This is a genomic window from Varibaculum cambriense DSM 15806 (assembly GCF_000420065.1).
Classification (GTDB): domain Bacteria; phylum Actinomycetota; class Actinomycetes; order Actinomycetales; family Actinomycetaceae; genus Varibaculum; species Varibaculum cambriense.
The window spans coordinates 14,845-31,533 of the sequence record NZ_ATUF01000006.1 but is presented as its reverse complement, the minus strand read 5'-3'; the positions used below and the strand labels follow the sequence as shown (position 1 = coordinate 31,533).

Sequence of the window (16,689 nt, the reverse complement as noted above, 5' to 3'; positions counted from 1 at the left end):
CTGGCTTTCCCAGTCTTTATGCTTTTCCTTCCCTACAGTGTTCATAAACCGCTAATACTTGGTCAGTTACGTTCGACCAGTCATAACGCTTTGCACCTTGGTGTCCGCAACTAGCTAGCTGGGAGGCTGCTTCCCTGTTTTCGCATACTGCCAACAGTTCTTCAGCCAGCGAATTTGCGTCCTCGGAGGTAAAGATCTTACCCAGCCTGCCCTGCTCTAATACCGCCGAAAATGCGGGAATCGAGGACGCAACCACCAGACAGTTAGCTGCCATCGCCTCTACCAGTACAATCCCGAAGGACTCTCCCCCGGTTTGGGGTGCGATATAGGCGGTAGCGGACTTAAAAAGCGACTTTTTTTCTTCTTCACTCAGCGCGCCCAAAAACTCTACGCTACTTCCAAACGGCTCTAGGGCAGCGCGAGCTCGACTAGCGGTGCCGGGACCGGCGATTAAGAAGCGAGCGGCAGGATATTTTTCTAACACCAGTGGAATCGCTTCTACCAGAATTGACAGTCCCTTTCGAGGTTCATCTAGGCGTCCTAAGAAGCAGAACACTGGCGATTCTTCGCTCTGTTGCCACTTGGGACTCGCACTTGCCCCAGCGAACGCGGGGAAGTCAACCCCGTTAGGAATCACGGTAGCGTCTCCGTCTTGATAACGTTGCAGCGTGCGCCGCGCCTCCTCAGAGACTGCGATTTGCGCGCTGAGCTTCTCTTTTACCGATTGCACCACCGGTTTACCCAGGGTATAAAGCAAAGATCTTTCCAAGGCAGCATGGAAAGTCCCCACCACCGGGCAGCGTGCATGTTGCAGCGCAATTAGAGATACCGAGGGCGTGGCTGGTTCATGCACATGTAAAATATCGAAATCACTGGTGGTCACCCATTGGCGAGTGCGAGCTGCCACTCGCGGCCCAAAGGCTAGGCGAGCTACGGATCCGTTATAGGGAATCGCAAAAGTTTTTCCGGCGTTTACGAACCCGTCCTCGCTATATTCGGTTTCTACCGGGGCGAATACTGAAACTTTATGACCGCGTCGCCGCAGTTCTGCTGCCTGGTCACGTACGTGAAACTGTACTCCCCCTGGCACGTCGTAAGCATAGGGACAAACGATTCCGATTTTCATGACTGTCTCTCCTGCCTGACGTGCTGACGAGCCCGCGCTAATCGCTCCGGATCTAAATCAGCTACAAACAATTTTTGCAGCATGAACCAAGACTCGGGGGAATCCAAAATCATTTTCCCCACTCTGCTAGCCCATTCTTTGGTCATATTTTCTACTCTATCCGGCTTTATGGGACCGGAAATATTTATCACTATGCCCCAGCGGGAACTAGCCGCTCCCCTGCGGGCCCGTCCTAACTTTTCCAAAGAGATATGTCCACAGTAAAGCGGGGCATTAATTTTCTGGGCGAGGGCGACCGGACCCGCTGCTACTAGGGCTTTTGAGTTTCCCAGGGTAACTTCTACCCCCCTGCCAGTAATATCCCGGTCAGCGAGCAGAGGAATCAAATAGTGTCCTTCCGCCGCGGCTGCCACTAGGTTAGAGAAAGGCTTTTCCCCTTTGGTGACCGCAATTATCCGCATATTAGCCTGTTGGCGTACTCGGGTAAACGCCTGGAACAGCGCTTCCGGTTTTACTTTTTCTGCCACCGTAAGGACCGGTATTACTTCCTGGCTGGCAAAGTAACCCGCTAAATCCCAGTTTCCCGAGTGGGTAAGTGCTAAGCAAACATTGCCGCGGGCGCAGTCCTCCAGCAAGGATTCGCGATCCCCGCCAATCCGTACGCGCGCCAGAAGTTGGGAATGAGAGAATGCCCCTAATAAAGCGGTTTCGGAAAATAACCGCATATAGCCTTTTAGTCCCTGCCGCACAGTTTCTTCGATTTTGTTGTCTGCGATCCCTAAATGTCGCAGATTTTTCCGGTATTGCTCAGCCCCGGAAGTATTTATCCGGTAGAGCACTTCGCCAATCAGATTCCCGATTATCTGGGCTAGGGGAAGTGGTACTTTAGACAGCAGTTTTAAGCCTGTCCGCGCAAGTGCCGCACTCGAAAATATCCCAGTTTTCACTTACTTCAGATGCTTTCTGACGTAAAGGATTCTTTGCCCCACGGTCACAAAACTTGCGAAAGCTACCCAGGACAGGGCGACCGGAAAACAGATTTCCGGGGCCCCCAGATCGGTTATGCCTGCCCCTACTAGGGCGACTACCAGGCGATCGGTGCGTTCCCCAATCCCCACTTTGGCAACCACCCCCAGGGCTTCCCCGCGGGCGCGCACATAGGGAACCGCCGCTGCTCCCACTAGCGCGCAAATTGCGGCGATAATAGTAGCGGTGCGGATGCCGCCTGGAGCCATTCCAGTGATAGCCCAGTACAGCAGGGAACCAAAAATAGCACCATCGGCGAGTCGATCCATGGAGGAATCAAGGAACGCCCCAAACTCGCTGGTCCGATTAGTAAGCCGCGCAAGCACCCCATCTAGAGAGTCGGCAAAGGCGGTGATGCCAATCAGGATTCCCCCCAGCGCTAAATAGCCGCGTGCCAGCAGCCCTATAGCCAGTGCCATATTGATTATGGTGCCGGCAACAGTGACCATATTGGGGGTCACCCCCATTTTGGCTAGCAGCCTTGCCGGGGAGGTAAAAATAGCACGGGCGAGACCTCTTCCATGGTTTCCAAGCATTAACTACCCCTGCCAGCCACTAGCTAACTGTTCGCGGGCCTGACCCAAAAGCTGGGGCACCGCTTTGGTACGGGCGATTAGCGGGAAGAAATTAGCATCTCCTGCCCAGCGGGGAACAATATGTTGATGCAGGTGTCCGGCGATACCCGCGCCGGCGACTTCCCCTTGATTCATCCCCAGGTTGAAACCGGCGGGGTTCGCCACCTTTTTCAAGGTCCTAATCGCCTGCGCGGTTACTTCCCCGAATTCGGCACGCTCGTCCTCGTCCAGGTCAATATATTCAGATATATGCCGGTAGGGACAGATCAACATATGCCCCGAGTTGTAGGGGAAGAGATTCATGAGCGCGAAAACTTTTTCACCCCGGTAAACAATCAGGGCGTCCTCGTCGCTGCGAGCAGGGGCAGCACAGAAAGGACAGTCCTCACTTTTCTTAGTCATCGGGCGTTCTTCACCCGAGATATATACCTGGCGGTGGGGAGTCCACAGGCGCTGGAAAGCATCAGGAACTCCCCCGAAGCTGCGAGAATCTTCGGTCGGCAGCGCACCATAATCCGGCGAGGTCATTAGCTATTTCCGTTCTGCGATCGCGGCAGTGATCTTATTGATTGCTTCCTCGATCGGCACCCCGTTTTCTTGGCTGCCATCCCGGTAACGGAAGGAAACTGCCCCCGCCTCCGCGTCCTCTCCCCCGGCAATCAGGGTAAAGGGGATCTTATCTTTGGAAGCGTTACGGATTTTCTTGCCGAAGCGGTCATCAGAAGTATCGACCTCTACCCGCACCCCCTGTTTGCGCAACTGGGAGGCGACTTCGAATAGGTAATCGTTAAAGGCTTCGGCTACCGGTACGCAGCGTACCTGGACAGGGGCAAGCCAGGCGGGGAAAGCACCCGCATAGTGTTCCAGCAGCACCCCGAAGAATCGTTCTATGGAACCGAAGAGAGCGCGGTGAATCATCACTGGACGCTGGTGGGAACCATCGGCAGCGGTGTAAGTGAGGTCGAAACGTTCCGGCAGGTTGAAGTCCAGCTGGATAGTAGACATTTGCCAGGTGCGCCCAATCGCATCCTTAGCCTGTACCGAGATCTTCGGTCCGTAGAAGGCGGCCCCGCCCGGATCCGGAACCAGTTTCAGCCCGGAAGCGGTCGCCACCTCTTCCAAAGTGCGGGTAGCTTCTTCCCAGGTGTCATCGTCACCTACGAACTTAGCGGGATTCTTAGTGGACAGCTCCAGATAGAAATCCTCTAGCCCAAAATCTTTTAACAGATCGAGGACGAAAGTTAGCAGGCTGGCCAGCTCATCGCGCATCTGCTCGCGAGTGCAGTAAATGTGGGAATCGTCTTGAGTGAATCCGCGGGCGCGGGTAAGTCCGTGCACCACCCCGGATTTTTCGTAACGGTACACGGTACCGAACTCGAAAAGCCGCAGCGGCAATTCTCGGTAAGAACGCCCCTTGGAAGCAAAAATTAGGTTATGCATGGGACAGTTCATAGGCTTCAGATAGTAATCTTGCCCCTGCTTGGTGATATTTCCGGCCTGGTCGCGTTCTTCATCCAGGTGCATCGGTGGATACATGCCATCTGCATACCAATCCAGGTGTCCAGAGGTTTTGAACAGATCCGCCTTGGTGATGTGGGGACTGTAAACAAAGGAATATCCGGATTCGATATGCCGTTTGCGGGAATATTCTTCCATTTCGTTGCGGATAATCGCCCCTTTGGGGTGGAATACCGGCAGGCCGGAGCCAATCTCATCTGGGAAGGAGAATAGGTCTAGTTCGCGCCCTAGTTTGCGGTGGTCACGCCGTTCGGCCTCGCGAATCCGAGTTTGATAGGCAACCAGATCATCTTTACTGGCCCAGGCGGTGCCGTAGATGCGCTGCAGGTGATCATTGGCTTGATCGCCTTTCCAATAGGCGGCAGACGACTTGGTCAGGGCAAAGCCGTTACCAATATAGCGGGTGTTAGGCACATGCGGGCCGCGGCAGAGATCCTTCCAGGCACACTGGCCGGAGCGGTCAATATTGTCATAAATGGTTAGGGTTCCGGCTCCTACCTCTACACTGGCACCTTCCGCTTGGTCAGGCCCGTGACCTTTGGATTCAATCAGTTCCAATTTGTAGGGCTGATCTGCGAGTTCCTGGCGGGCCTCCTCATCGCTTACTTCCCGCCGCACAAAACGCTGCCCGCTTTTCACGATTTTCTTCATCCGTTTTTCCAGATCTTTTAACAGCTCGGGAGTTACCGGATCGATATTGCCGAAATCGTAGTAAAAACCGTCAGTGATGTAAGGGCCTACTCCCAGGTTGGCATCGGGATAAACCTGTTGCACCGCTTGGGCGAGGACGTGGGTAGCGGAGTGGCGAATAATTTCTAGTCCCGCTTCGCTATCAGCGGTAATTGGTTCTACCTGGGCACCCTCGGGCAAGGTACGTGCTAAATCCCAGGGCTGCCCATCTACGTTCATGGCCACGATGCTGCGGTCTTTGCCCCACAAATCCAGGCCGGTGCTAGTGGCAGCTACCTCTTTAGTTTCTCCTGCAATCTGGACGTTGATTAGCCCTGCTGCCTGTGCTGCCACGTTTGATCCTCCTAGTTACGGATTAAGTTATTACCTGGCTATTCTACCTACGTGCTCATTGCGATTAAAATGAAGCCGTTTCTACTTACCCTACTAGCGGAGGGCAGTTTCACGCTCGTTGGTCGATATGCGCCCAGTCCCACTGGCGCTTTGCATTTGGGGAATCTGCGCACCGCCCTCATCGGGTGGGCGCTCGCTCGGCAAAGCGGCGGCCGTTTCGTGCTGCGTTTTGAGGATTTAGATGCCCGCTCCCGTGAGCCTTTCCGCGACCTGCAACTGGCAGATTTAGCGGCTCTCGGGATTGATTGGGACGGAGATCCTTTGGTGCAGTCCAACTGCCGCAGCCGTTATGAGCAGGCGTTTGCGCGGTTAGAAGCAGCAGGGCTGGTTTATGAATGTTACTGTTCGCGTCGGGAGTTATCACAAATTGCTTCGGCCCCGCATACTCCGCCGGGAGCCTATCCGGGTTATTGCCGGAGTCTCTCCCCGACCGAGCGCGCGCGGAAGCGGGAAGAATTGGCAGCGAAAGGACGCGGCCCTGCTTTTCGCCTGCGCACTAACCAGCAATCTTTGCCCTTCATAGATGCGGTTTACGGGCCGCAGACTGGCTTGGTTGATGACTTTGTGCTCCGCCGCTCTGATGGGGTGTTTTCCTATAACTTTGTTTGTGTAGTCGATGATGCCTATCAAGGGGTAACTCAGGTGTGCCGCGGCCGGGACTTACTGTCTTCGGTTGCCCGGCAAAACTACCTGCATCAGTTATTAGGCTCTACCCCGCCCTCATGGGTGCATGTTCCTTTGGTGCTTAATCAGAAGGGTGAGCGCTTAGCTAAACGTGATGGGGCAGTTACTTTGACCGAACTCGGTCAACGCGGGGTAAATAGCGCTGAGATTCTGGGGTTGCTTTCTAGTTCCCTTGGGTTTGCTCCAGTGAAAACCGCTAGACAGTTCTGCCAGCAGTTTGAGCTGTCGAAAATGCGCCGGGAAGATTGGCGTTTTCTTCCCCCTCGCTAGGGAAACCGCGGTTTAGGACGAAAACACCTGCTGGATACCTTGCTCACGCATGATATTTTTTGCTGCCTCTACCTGATCTTTAGTGGGCACCGGGGTATCTGCTAGCTGATAGTTCAACCCTAGGTTTTCCCATTTGTCCCGAGCCATCTGATGGAAGGGTAGGATCTCGAGTCGTTCCAGGTTTGGCCAACGCCGGGCTATCTGTGCTACCTTTGCAATATTTTCTGGGTCATCGGTAAGGCCAGGAACCAACACGAAACGCACCCACACTGGGACTTTGGCTTCCGCTAGGCGATCGCCAAAAGTAATCGTAGGGACAAGGGGGCGCCCAGTCACTTCGTGGTAGGTGGCTTCGTCTCCGCTTTTAACATCCAGAAGAACTAGATCCAGATTCTTTAGATCAGCATCGGCCAGATTGGCACCTAAGAATCCCGAAGTGTCGAGGCAAGTATGGATACCTTCCTGGTGACAGCGTCGCAGCAGGTTCCGCACAAAACTCACCTGCATTAAGGCTTCGCCCCCAGAAATAGTCAGTCCCCCTCCGGTGACCTTAAAAATAGCGCGATAACGTTTTACCAGCTTAAACACATCGTTAAGGGTGACTGCATGCCCAGAACGCATCTGGAAAGTATCCGGGTTGTGGCAGTACTGGCAGCGCAGCGGGCAGCCAGATAAAAACAGGGTAAGCCGAGTACCGGGGCCGTCTACGGCAGTCACCAGTTCCCAGGAGTGCACTGAAGCTAGCTTGCCTTCGCGGACGACCTGGTTGTGCTGGGAGTGGCTCATCTCGGGGGCTTCTCTTAGCGCTCCTAAACCGGAACCGCGCGTACGAGGAACTTGCTCTTCTAACGGCTCGGGAGCATATTCTCCGGTAATCCCATCAGCACTGACGTTGATATTTTCGACACCGCCAGTTTTCTCCATTAATCCCGCCTCGCCCTATCTATTCCTATCTTTAGCTTACCTGGTTCTATCTACAGGCAAGGCGGGCATCTCCTTACAGAAGGAGGACACCCGCCCTGCGCAGAAAATTAAATTTTAAAGCTTGTTGTGGAAGGTACGAGAAATAACGTCTAGCTGTTGTTCGCGAGTTAGCTTCACAAAGTTAACTGCATAGCCGGAAACTCGCACCGTTAGCTGGGGGTATTTTTCCGGGTTTTTCATTGCATCTTCTAAAGTATCGCGATTTAGCACGTTGATATTGGCGTGGTAGAGACCTTGCACTCCCCCGCGGGCTTCACGATTGGCTTTCATAGAAGCGAGCCGCTCATCAAAAGTTTTTACACTCATGGTTTCTCCTATTTTGTTTGTTTCTTGATTATTTCTAGTTCTTTTTCTGCCCCAACCAGCTGCGTGTACGCCTAATAAAAGCGCCGGGAGCCTGTTCGGGCAGAGAGTTTTTCAGCAGGAAGAGTTTTGGGGAATGAAACCGGCATCCATAATCCCCACCAGGTTCTGGATTTGTTCCTCTTTGGTTCGTCCCAGCGAGGAGGGCACGATGGTGTTGGTCAAAGAAATACCATCCAATGCGTCATGGTAATCCAGTTTGCCTACCGAGAGCATCGAGGCCAGCATCCCATGCGAATCCATTCCGTTTTCCGGGTTGGCGCCGGGAGCAAAGGGGGTTCCAGCCTCATGTCCGGAGGGGAAAGCCCCAGTGGCTTTACCGTAAACCACATTGGAGGTGATAGTGAGTACCGACTGGGTTGGAATGGCATCCCGATAGAGCTTAATCTCTTTGATCTTTGCCATTACCGTGTGCACGATGGTGGCCGCGATGTCATCGACGCGGTCATCGTCGTTTCCGTAGCAGGGGAAGTCCCCTTCGGTGTGGTAGTCCACCACCAAGCCGGTTTCGTCACGTACTGGGGTGACCTTGGCGTATTTGATAGCCGATAGGGAATCAGCCACAATCGACAGTCCCGCGATTCCGCAGCCCATGGTGCGCACAATATCGCTGTCATGCAGAGCCATCTCTAGGCATTCGTAAGCGTAACGGTCATGGCAGTAGTGAATAATGTTGAGCGCCTCCACATAGGTGCCCACCACCCAGTCCAGCATTTTCTCGTAACGTTCCCACACATCATTGAAGTCCAGGGGACCGTCGCCAACGATACCTTCATATCCGGGCACTACTTGTTTGCCGGTTACTTCGTCGCGGCCACCGTTAATCGCGTAAAGCAGGGTTTTAGCTGCGTTTACCCTGGCGCCGAAGAACTGCATTTGTTTGCCGACCCTCATGGGGGAAACGCAGCAGGCAATAGCAGCGTCATCGCCCCACTGCCGACGAATCTGATCATCGGCTTCATATTGGACAGAGGAAGTTTCGATGGAAATCTTGGCGCAGAACTCTTTATAGCCTTCCGGCAAACGCGGGGACCAAAAAATAGTGATATTGGGTTCGGGTGCCGGCCCCAGATTTATTAGGGTCTGCAAAAGCCGGAAGGAGGTTTTGGTAACGAGGGTACGTCCGTCCTCCCCGAAACCCGCATCTGACCAGGTAGCCCAGTAGGGGTCGCCGGAAAAGATTTGGTCATAGGCTTCGGTGCGTAGGAATCGCACGATCCGCAGTTTAACTACCAGGGCGTCAATGATTTCTTGGGCGCCCTGTTCATCTAGGGTGCCTTCCGCAAAATCACGCTCAAAATAGCAGTCGAAGAAAGCCGAGAGACGACCAATAGACATGGCGGCTCCGTCTTGGCTTTTTACCGCGGCCAAGTAGCCGAAATAAGTCCATTGCACGGCCTCTTTAGCGTTCTTCGCCGGCCCAGAAATATCGAAGCCATAGCTGGCAGCCATGGCTTTTAGCTTCTTCAGCGCCTTGATCTGCTCGGAGTGTTCTTCCCGGTAGCGCGCCCAATGTTCACTAAAGGGCTTGTCGGCGACTTTGTCTTTATCTTCCTGTTTCCAAGCGATTAGCTGGTCTACCCCATATAGGGCAACGCGTCGATAGTCACCGATAATCCGGCCGCGTCCATAGGCGTCGGGCAAACCGGTGATGATGTGGGAAGATCGAGCCGCCCGAATTCGGGGAGTATAAATATCAAATACCGCGTCATTATGGGTTTTGCGGTAACGAGTGAAGATTTCTTTTACTTCCGGATTAATTTCTTTTCCGGCTTCTTTAATGGCGGTTTCGACCATGCGCCATCCGCCGTTGGGCATCATCGCTCGCTTTAAGGGGGTATCAGTTTGCAGACCAACGATTACGTCATCTTCTTCGCTGATGTATCCGGGTCCGAAAGCATCAATATCGGCCGGAGTGTCGGTGTCAACATCGAAGACTCGTTTTTGACGTTCTATTGAAAGATAGTTTTCCTCTAGCGCTTGCCAGAGTTTCTGGGTTTTGGAGGTCGGTCCGCTTAAGAAAGCTGCGTCGCCCTGGTAGGGGGTATAGTTCTTTTGAATGAAATCGCGAACATCGATTTCTTTATTCCATTTCCCCTGGACAAAAGTGCGCCACGCATTATCCGTTGAATTCTCTACGGTAGTAGACATCAATTATTCAGCTCCTCCGGCAGGATCGCTGCCAGTAAGGGTACTTATTTGTTACAGATATATTTTCTCAAATTAAAGTCGCTCCTACACCCTCAAACAGACAAGTGCAATCTAAGTCATAGATTAGACTCAGGTTGCTATTATCCCCAGTGGGAACGCAGCGGCTGCCTCCCATAAAAGTCGCCGAGGACGCGCTGTTTATATTCCGGATAGTCGTCCTCAATAATGGATTGTCTAATCCCGCGTACCAGCTGTACCGTGAAGTATTCGTTGTGAATAGACGCCAGAGTAAAGCCCAACATTTCTTTCGCTTTGAACAGGTGATGCAGGTAGGCAATCGAGTAGTTTTGGCAGGTGTAACAGTTACATCCCGCCACTGGAGCCGCAAAATCGCGTTTAAATTCAGAGCGAGTCAAGTTAAAGCGCCCATAGCGTCCATAGAGTCCGCCATTACGCCCTATCCGAGAGGGATTTACACAGTCAAAAGTGTCTGCCCCGGCTTCTACCCCGGCAAAAATATCGTCGGGTTCGCTCAGTCCCAGCAGGTGGCGAGGTTTATCTTCCGGAAGTTCTTCGCAAACCCAATCCACGATGGTGGCCAGATTTTCTTTCTCAAAAGCGCCGCCGATGCCAAACCCGTCAAAGCTGCGCCCTGTCACTTCCATTGCCGACAAGTCACGGGCAGCTTTGCGGCGCAAATCTTCATATTGGGCCCCTTGGATAACCCCATACAGCATTTGGTAGGGCTTATCGGCGCGCTCGAGGGTGAGGCGGTCATGTTCGACCAGGCAGCGCTCCGCCCAGCGGCGGGTACGCTCTAGGGATTCCACCTGGTATTCGCGAGAGTTCAGCAAAGTGGTGAGCTCATCGAAGGCCATCATAATATCGGCACCCAGCTGGTGCTGGATCTGCATGGACACTTCGGGAGTAAACCGATGCCGGGAACCATCTAGATGGGAACGGAAAGTCACGCCCTCGTCATCTACATGCGCGTGGCGCTCTTTCCTTTCTGCCACCGTGTGATCGGCGCGCCCTGAGCCGGTAAACTCTCCCGAAAGTACTTTCTTGTAGCCTGACCCTAGGGAGAGCACCTGGAATCCGCCCGAGTCGGTAAAAGTCGGGCCGTTCCAGTTCATAAAGCGAGCGAGCCCTCCTGCCTGGTCAATAACTTCCGGGCCGGGCTGCAGGTAGAGGTGATAAGCATTCGATAGAATCGCCGCTGCGCCCAGCTGTTTCATAGTTTCGGGCAGCACCGTTTTCACCGTGGCCTTGGTACCCACCGGGATAAAGGCAGGGGTAGGAATATCACCGTGCGGGGTATGAATAATACCGGCTCGTCCCCGCCTGCCGGGTAGCTCGGCTACTTTAGTGAAGGTCAAGTCCGTACCCCTCATGCTTCTTTACCCGGGAAATAACCAGATAAGTAAAGGGTAGACACAGAATCTCTACTGCACATTTATACAGGTAGCCGCCCAGGAAAATATAGATCAGCAACTGGGAGAAACTCATGATTCCCCCAAACGCGATGGTACAAAAAACAATGGAATCTACCAGTTCGCCCGCCAAGGTAGAGGTCACTAGCCGCACCCACATATTGTTCTCGCCCCACCGCTCTTTGATTTTCACCAACACGTAGGCGTTGAGCCAGTTACCCAACACGTATCCGGCCATGGAAGCAATTACAATCCGGGGTACAAACCCCAGCACGCTTTGGAATGCCTCGTTATTTTGGTAGGAGGCTTCGGGGGGAAGCATCCCCACCACCCAGAAGGTCAGCGAGGCCATTACGGAAATCACGAAGCCCATAAGGATAGCGCGTTTTGCGGCACGCAGTCCCCAGACTTCGCTGATTACGTCCCCGAGGACGTAGGTGAGCGGGAAAGTAATGGCTCCCCCATCGAAAACAATCGGCCCTATCTGGATGGCTTTGGTGGCGCAGATATTGGCGATTAGCAGGAACGCCACAAAGAAAATAACGCAAATATCAAACAGTCCGCGCGGGCTGCGCGCGAAAGTGGCGGCACCGCGGACCAGCGAAGAGGTTTCTTGGTCGAGAGCTGGGGACTTTGAGGGAACAGATTTTTCAGATTTTTCTAAAGTTGTCACCCGTACAATCTAGCAGCCTCCCCGGGGTGCTCGTCCAGTTAGCCCCAGAGTATTATCTGTTACTTTTATCGGCTTGGCGGGAGGAAAAACCTCTGCCCGCACCGATGCCGGACGAGGAAAAGTCGATTCCTTACGTAATCAGTTTTCTCCATCGGCCAGGCGGCGTAGCTCGGGCCATAACTCCGAGGCAATCGTACGCCGCAGATCTTCGCGGGTAGTGTCATTTACCAGTTCAAAGTTAGCAATCGCGCGGCGCTGTTCTTCACTGGCTTGGGCGGCGATCCGGGCGTCGACTTGTTCCGGTTCTAAACCGGAACGCTCTTGCAGGCGCTGGTAGCGCTGCTTAAGGGGCGCAGTCACTGCCACAATCACGTCAAAAGCCCGCGCGTTCGGATTCTCGGCTAGCAACGGAACATCGTAAATGCCGATATCTCCCGGAGTGAGGGAGGCAAAGAAACGATCGGAAAGGAACGCGATATAGGGGTGAGTTATGGATTCTAGGAGCAGGCGGGCATCGGGATTATTAAATACGATCGCGGCGAGGGCGCGGCGGTCAACACTGGTTTCCCATTCGGGATGATCAAAAGCGCGGGCAATATCGGGAGCTAAATCCACCAGAGCCTGCCCGGCCAGTCCGTCGGCGCTACAAGTTTTGGCGCCTAAGGCTTTTAAAGTTTGTACCGCCGTGGATTTACCGGAACCGATGCCGCCAGTTACTGCCACAGAGAGAGCGTTGGCAGGCGAGGCCGCTGCCCAGCGGGCTCCTCGATCCGGGTTACGGTAAATCAATAGTTCACTCACGATTCCAGCCTACCGAGCGAATCCCTATCTACCCAAGAGCAAAGCTTGGTGCTACCGTCCAATAGCTGCCTGGATATACTGGCACCTTGCCAGAAAGTGGCTTAACGCGATAGCGGCTTTATTTTGACCAACCAAGTACGTAGTGCTCTTTGGACTCATCAAAGGCATACCACAAGATACTTCCTTCGGAATCTTTCCACGCTGGGAACCAGTAAGTGACGTTCTTAAACTTTTTCGGAGAAATCGCCAGGGAGGAATCAGCTCCGCGGAAGGGCAACAAGTCCGGGACATTGTTAATCTCTTCGTCTTCCTCCAGGATTTCAATGCAGGCCTCAGGGGGTACTACCGCGGTATAGCTTCCATCGAGTACTCTTACCAAGTTATCTTTAACCACCCGATATTCCCCTTCCTCACTACGGGAAACCTGGCTTAACTGCTCCATGTCTTTGCCTTCAACGACAACATCATTCCAGCTAGCCTGGCTGTAAAGATACTTAACTATTAATCCCAAGCCTTCAGGTGTAGACAGATCTGCTGCAAATGGGATTTCAGAGTCGTATCCCATACCGCAGTAGGGTCCAATAGTCGGAGAAATAAGAGGGGAATCCATCATTTTTGGTTTCTGGCTTTGGGGATCCCAAATCCAGACCAGTATCTGGTGAACTCGTCCTTGAAAAGTAAGTTCTCCCTCATCTCTTTCCGGTATCTCTCCACCGAAAATTTGATGATAAAGAACCTGAGCGAAATCCAGGTAGCCATCACCATTGATATCGGCATAGACCTTATCATTTTGCCTGATACCTAGAGCTAGTCCTATGTCTCGCTCCGGTACCTCCCTCCACCTGCCGCCGCTCAGGGGAAGATCGTTATATTTGGCACTACCTATGGTGATGTTACTTAGGGTTATATTTTGGAAATCTACCTTCTTAATCGCATCCCAGCCGGAGGGTTTTTCACTGCCCGGATCTGGGGCTCCGGGAACATCAAATCTTTGGTAACTAATCTTCCCCTGCTTATCGGTTATGCGGGTTGCCCAAATGGATTTACTATTGGCTGCTATGGCGGATTTCCCCGGCAGACTAGTTTCCCAGATGCTCTTGCCTTTTTGCAGATAGCGCACCGTTTTAGCTTGTTTAGCGGTAGGCTCAGCACACACCGTTACTTGGCTGTCATGGTAGATGACCTCTCCCGCGCATTCCCCGGTTTTAGTAGCCGAGGCCGGGGTGTCCTTCTCCCCTAACGCTCCTTTGCAAACTATCTGTCCCCCGAATACCTCATAGGGTTGCGCCAGCCCGTTAACGCAGGCCGGCAAGCTAAACGGTTCCCTTTTTACTTTCCCCTCCCCAGATAAAGGTTGAGCACTAGCCCCGTCGTTAGTAATAAAAATTAGCCAGATGTCTCGGCTCTCCTTGACCATCACGGCCGGACTAGATTCGACAGCAACATAGGGAGTAAAAGCATCGGTTTTTATCTGCTTATGCACTTCGATCACTGTGGAAACAGTGGGAGTTTTTCCCTTACTCAGTCCCCCTCCCAGCTTACCGGGTCCATCAGAGAAAACAAACAGGTAAATAGTCAGCATCAGATCGATCAGCACCAAGGCAACTAGCACCGCTAATAAACGCAGCACTAAACTGCCCTTTTTAGCGCCGCTACTGGAAGCTGGGGAAGCTAGCATCGTTATCTACCTACCTTCTAACCCGATATTCACCACAGCCCTATAGGGCTGCTAGCAAGCAGTTGCTTCGCTTCAGCGGTTATCGAAACCGGGGGTGAAGAGAAAGCAGTTAACGACAGAATGTCTGGTTTTACTAGTACCAGCAATAAGAAAACCAGGTAGGCTAAGGCGATTACTATCCCGATTATCAAGAGCACGACCGGTAATCTCTGAGAGGTCGAATTGCTACTCTCTGGCGAGTTGGCGTTAAAAGAAACCTCTGGATTAGGGGAATTCCCCGCCCCCTGCTGCCAATACGCCGCTGAAAATGCTGCCGGTACTGCCGCTGGCGGGGCTGCCGGCTGCGGATAGGCGGCACCACCTGCCTGGTATGACTGGGGATAAGGAGAGGGAGCAAACGTTGGCGGCTGTCCGGCAGGCAGAATCTTACCGGGAGGCCCATAGGGGTTAGACCGCTGCGCATTTGGTGGCAAGGAGCTACTCTTCTTGCCCTCACCATCGCTGCCTGGCATCTGCTTCACAGTTTCACGCTACCTGTCATTAGTTAAGGAAAACGGGAGATAGAAAAATCAGCGCAAATATCCAGCATTCACGGCTCTACTCTATAAAAAACAGGGTGGCCAGAAGCAATTCTGCTTCTGGCCACCCTGAAAGTTAAGCGTCACAGTTCTTAGGTAGAACTGCGATTAACTGTTTACTCGCCAGTTAGCTTCTCGCGGAGAGCAGCTAGGGCTTCATCGGAAGCCAAAGTACCGGCCGAGTCTTCACTCTCGGTGGAGTAGCTAGCGTTCTCTGCGGGATCCGGACGGGTAGCGGCGGCTTCCGTATCGGCTTCCAGCGCCTTAGCCACCTGCTCCTTGTGAGCCTTCCAACGGGCTTCCGCCTGGGCGTATTCTTCTTCCCAAGCTTCCCGCTGTGCCTCGTAACCTTCCATCCACTCGTTAGTTTCCGGATCGAAGCCTTCGGGGTACTTGTAGTTGCCCTCTTCATCGTATTCGGCGGTCATGCCGTACAGCGAAGGATCAAACTCGGTGGTATTGGGGTCGACGCCCTCGTTCGCCTGCTTGAGCGACAGCGAAATCCGGCGACGATCCAGATCAATATCGATAACCTTAACGAATACTTCTTCGCCAACTTTAACGACCTGTTCCGGTACCTCTACGTGACGCTGCGCCAGTTCAGAGATATGTACCAAGCCTTCGATCCCGTCCTCGACCCGTACAAAGGCACCGAAGGGAACCAGCTTGGTTACCTTGCCCGGCACCACTTGGCCGATAGCGTGGGTACGCGCGAAGGTCTGCCACGGATCTTCCTGGGTGGCTTTCAAGGACAGCGAAACCCGTTCGCGATCCATATCCACGTCCAGTACCTCGACGGAGACTTCCTGACCAACTTCCACCACTTCGGAGGGGTGATCGATATGCTTCCAGGAAAGTTCCGATACGTGCACCAGGCCGTCTACTCCGCCCAGGTCCACGAACGCACCGAAGTTGACGATCGAAGAAACCACGCCGGAACGAATCTGGCCTTTTTGCAAGGTATCCAGGAACTGGGTACGTACCTCCGCCTGGGTTTGCTCCAACCAGGCACGGCGGGAAAGCACCACGTTGTTGCGGTTCTCATCCAGTTCAATAATCTTGGCTTCGAGCTCGCGACCAATGTAGGGAGCGAGGTCACGCACCCGGCGCATTTCTACCAGCGAAGCCGGCAAGAAGCCGCGCAGACCGATATCCAAAATCAGGCCGCCCTTGACCACCTCGATCACGGTACCGGTGACTACACCATCGGCTTCCTTGACCTTCTGGACGTCGCCCCAGGCACGCTCGTATTGGGCACGCTTCTTCGAAAGCAGTAAGCGCCCCTCCTTATCTTCCTTCTGCAATACCAGGGCTTCGATTTCGTCGCCCACCTGGACAACGTCTTCGGGACTCACATCATGTTTGATGGATAGTTCGCGGGAGAGGATAACGCCCTCGGTTTTATAACCAATATCGAGGAGGACTTCATCGCGGTCGACCCGCACGACAGTACCGGTAACGATGTCGCCATCGCCAAAGTACTTGATAGTTTTATCGATTGCAGCAAGTAGTTCTTCTTGTGAACCGATATCATTTACGGCAACTTGATCCAGCTGCTCAGTAGAGGTGGTCATAGAGATAATTTCTCCAAAACGGACTTAATAGACAATATGGACAATTTGGTTCCTCATAAGAGAAACCTTGTTGAGCCTATCAGCAAAAACCCTTTCGGCTCCAGCTGAAAGACCCCTTGCGGAGGGTATTTTGGCAAAATGTAGGCGATCACACAGTGTTATCGACCCTGAG

At 53.3% G+C, this 16,689-nt stretch carries 14 protein-coding genes and 1 pseudogene; 1 reads left to right on the top strand and 14 read right to left on the bottom strand.

All coding sequences use genetic code 11. The features are described 5' to 3' along the window. Positions 1-16 precede the first annotated feature (16 nt). Genes F605_RS10565 through thrS form a run of 5 tightly spaced genes read right to left on the bottom strand, consistent with a single transcriptional unit; the run spans position 17 to position 5,268 of the window. On the bottom strand, positions 17-1,126 hold the full coding sequence (locus F605_RS10565) for a glycosyltransferase family 4 protein (RefSeq protein ID WP_022865394.1): 1,110 nt from the start codon (positions 1,124-1,126) through the stop codon (positions 17-19). After that, a complete protein-coding gene (locus tag F605_RS10560; protein ID WP_022865393.1) occupies positions 1,123-2,073 on the bottom strand; it encodes a phosphatidylinositol mannoside acyltransferase in 951 nt (316 codons plus the stop codon). Before F605_RS10560 ends, F605_RS10565 begins: the two co-directional genes overlap by 4 nt. Beyond that, positions 2,074-2,688 (bottom strand): phosphatidylinositol phosphate synthase, encoded by a 615-nt coding sequence (pgsA, locus tag F605_RS0108170; protein ID WP_022865392.1) that lies wholly within the window; start codon positions 2,686-2,688, stop codon positions 2,074-2,076. A 3-nt stretch (positions 2,689-2,691) separates the two neighbouring features. After that, the gene (locus F605_RS0108165) at positions 2,692-3,255 is read right to left on the bottom strand and encodes an HIT family protein (protein ID WP_022865391.1); all 564 of its coding nucleotides are present in this window, start codon (positions 3,253-3,255) and stop codon (positions 2,692-2,694) included. Between the two features lie 3 nt (positions 3,256-3,258). After that, positions 3,259-5,268, bottom strand: coding sequence for a threonine--tRNA ligase (thrS, locus tag F605_RS0108160; protein WP_022865390.1), 2,010 nt, complete (start codon positions 5,266-5,268; stop codon positions 3,259-3,261). A gap of 69 nt (positions 5,269-5,337) precedes the next feature. On the opposite strand from thrS, the gene gluQRS reads away from it, so the two are divergent. Further along, positions 5,338-6,282 carry a tRNA glutamyl-Q(34) synthetase GluQRS gene (gluQRS, locus tag F605_RS0108155; RefSeq protein WP_040765540.1) on the top strand — a complete coding sequence of 315 codons (945 nt, stop codon included), beginning with the start codon at positions 5,338-5,340 and terminating at the stop codon, positions 6,280-6,282. A 12-nt stretch (positions 6,283-6,294) separates the two neighbouring features. Here the strand turns inward: gluQRS and pflA are convergent, their stop codons facing one another. The 9 genes and pseudogenes from pflA to rpsA all read right to left on the bottom strand — a co-directional run bounded on the left by pflA (position 6,295) and on the right by rpsA (position 16,517). Further along, entirely contained in the window at positions 6,295-7,206 is a 912-nt protein-coding gene (gene pflA / locus F605_RS0108150) for a pyruvate formate-lyase-activating protein (protein ID WP_022865388.1), read from the bottom strand. A gap of 114 nt (positions 7,207-7,320) precedes the next feature. Then, a pseudogene (gene grcA2, locus F605_RS0108145) lies at positions 7,321-7,590 on the bottom strand (autonomous glycyl radical cofactor GrcA2); the annotation flags it as partial. A 93-nt stretch (positions 7,591-7,683) separates the two neighbouring features. Next, positions 7,684-9,780: a formate C-acetyltransferase gene (gene pflB / locus F605_RS0108140; protein WP_022865386.1), complete on the bottom strand. Its 2,097-nt coding sequence runs from the start codon at positions 9,778-9,780 to the stop codon at positions 7,684-7,686. Between the two features lie 140 nt (positions 9,781-9,920). Then, positions 9,921-11,174: a tRNA guanosine(34) transglycosylase Tgt gene (gene tgt / locus F605_RS0108135; protein WP_040765527.1), complete on the bottom strand. Its 1,254-nt coding sequence runs from the start codon at positions 11,172-11,174 to the stop codon at positions 9,921-9,923. After that, positions 11,146-11,814 carry a queuosine precursor transporter gene (locus tag F605_RS0108130; RefSeq protein WP_027723718.1) on the bottom strand — a complete coding sequence of 223 codons (669 nt, stop codon included), beginning with the start codon at positions 11,812-11,814 and terminating at the stop codon, positions 11,146-11,148. The genes tgt and F605_RS0108130 overlap by 29 nt, the downstream gene beginning before the upstream one ends. 210 nt (positions 11,815-12,024) lie before the next feature. Continuing rightward, positions 12,025-12,687 (bottom strand): dephospho-CoA kinase, encoded by a 663-nt coding sequence (gene coaE / locus F605_RS10555; RefSeq protein WP_022865383.1) that lies wholly within the window; start codon positions 12,685-12,687, stop codon positions 12,025-12,027. Between the two features lie 118 nt (positions 12,688-12,805). After that, positions 12,806-14,317: a hypothetical protein gene (locus F605_RS0108120; protein WP_156005348.1), complete on the bottom strand. Its 1,512-nt coding sequence runs from the start codon at positions 14,315-14,317 to the stop codon at positions 12,806-12,808. A gap of 77 nt (positions 14,318-14,394) precedes the next feature. Then, the gene (locus F605_RS0108115; RefSeq protein ID WP_022865381.1) at positions 14,395-14,886 is read right to left on the bottom strand and encodes a hypothetical protein; all 492 of its coding nucleotides are present in this window, start codon (positions 14,884-14,886) and stop codon (positions 14,395-14,397) included. Positions 14,887-15,059: 173 nt separating this feature from the next. After that, a complete protein-coding gene (gene rpsA / locus F605_RS0108110; protein ID WP_022865380.1) occupies positions 15,060-16,517 on the bottom strand; it encodes a 30S ribosomal protein S1 in 1,458 nt (485 codons plus the stop codon). Between the last annotated feature and the right edge of the window lie 172 nt (positions 16,518-16,689).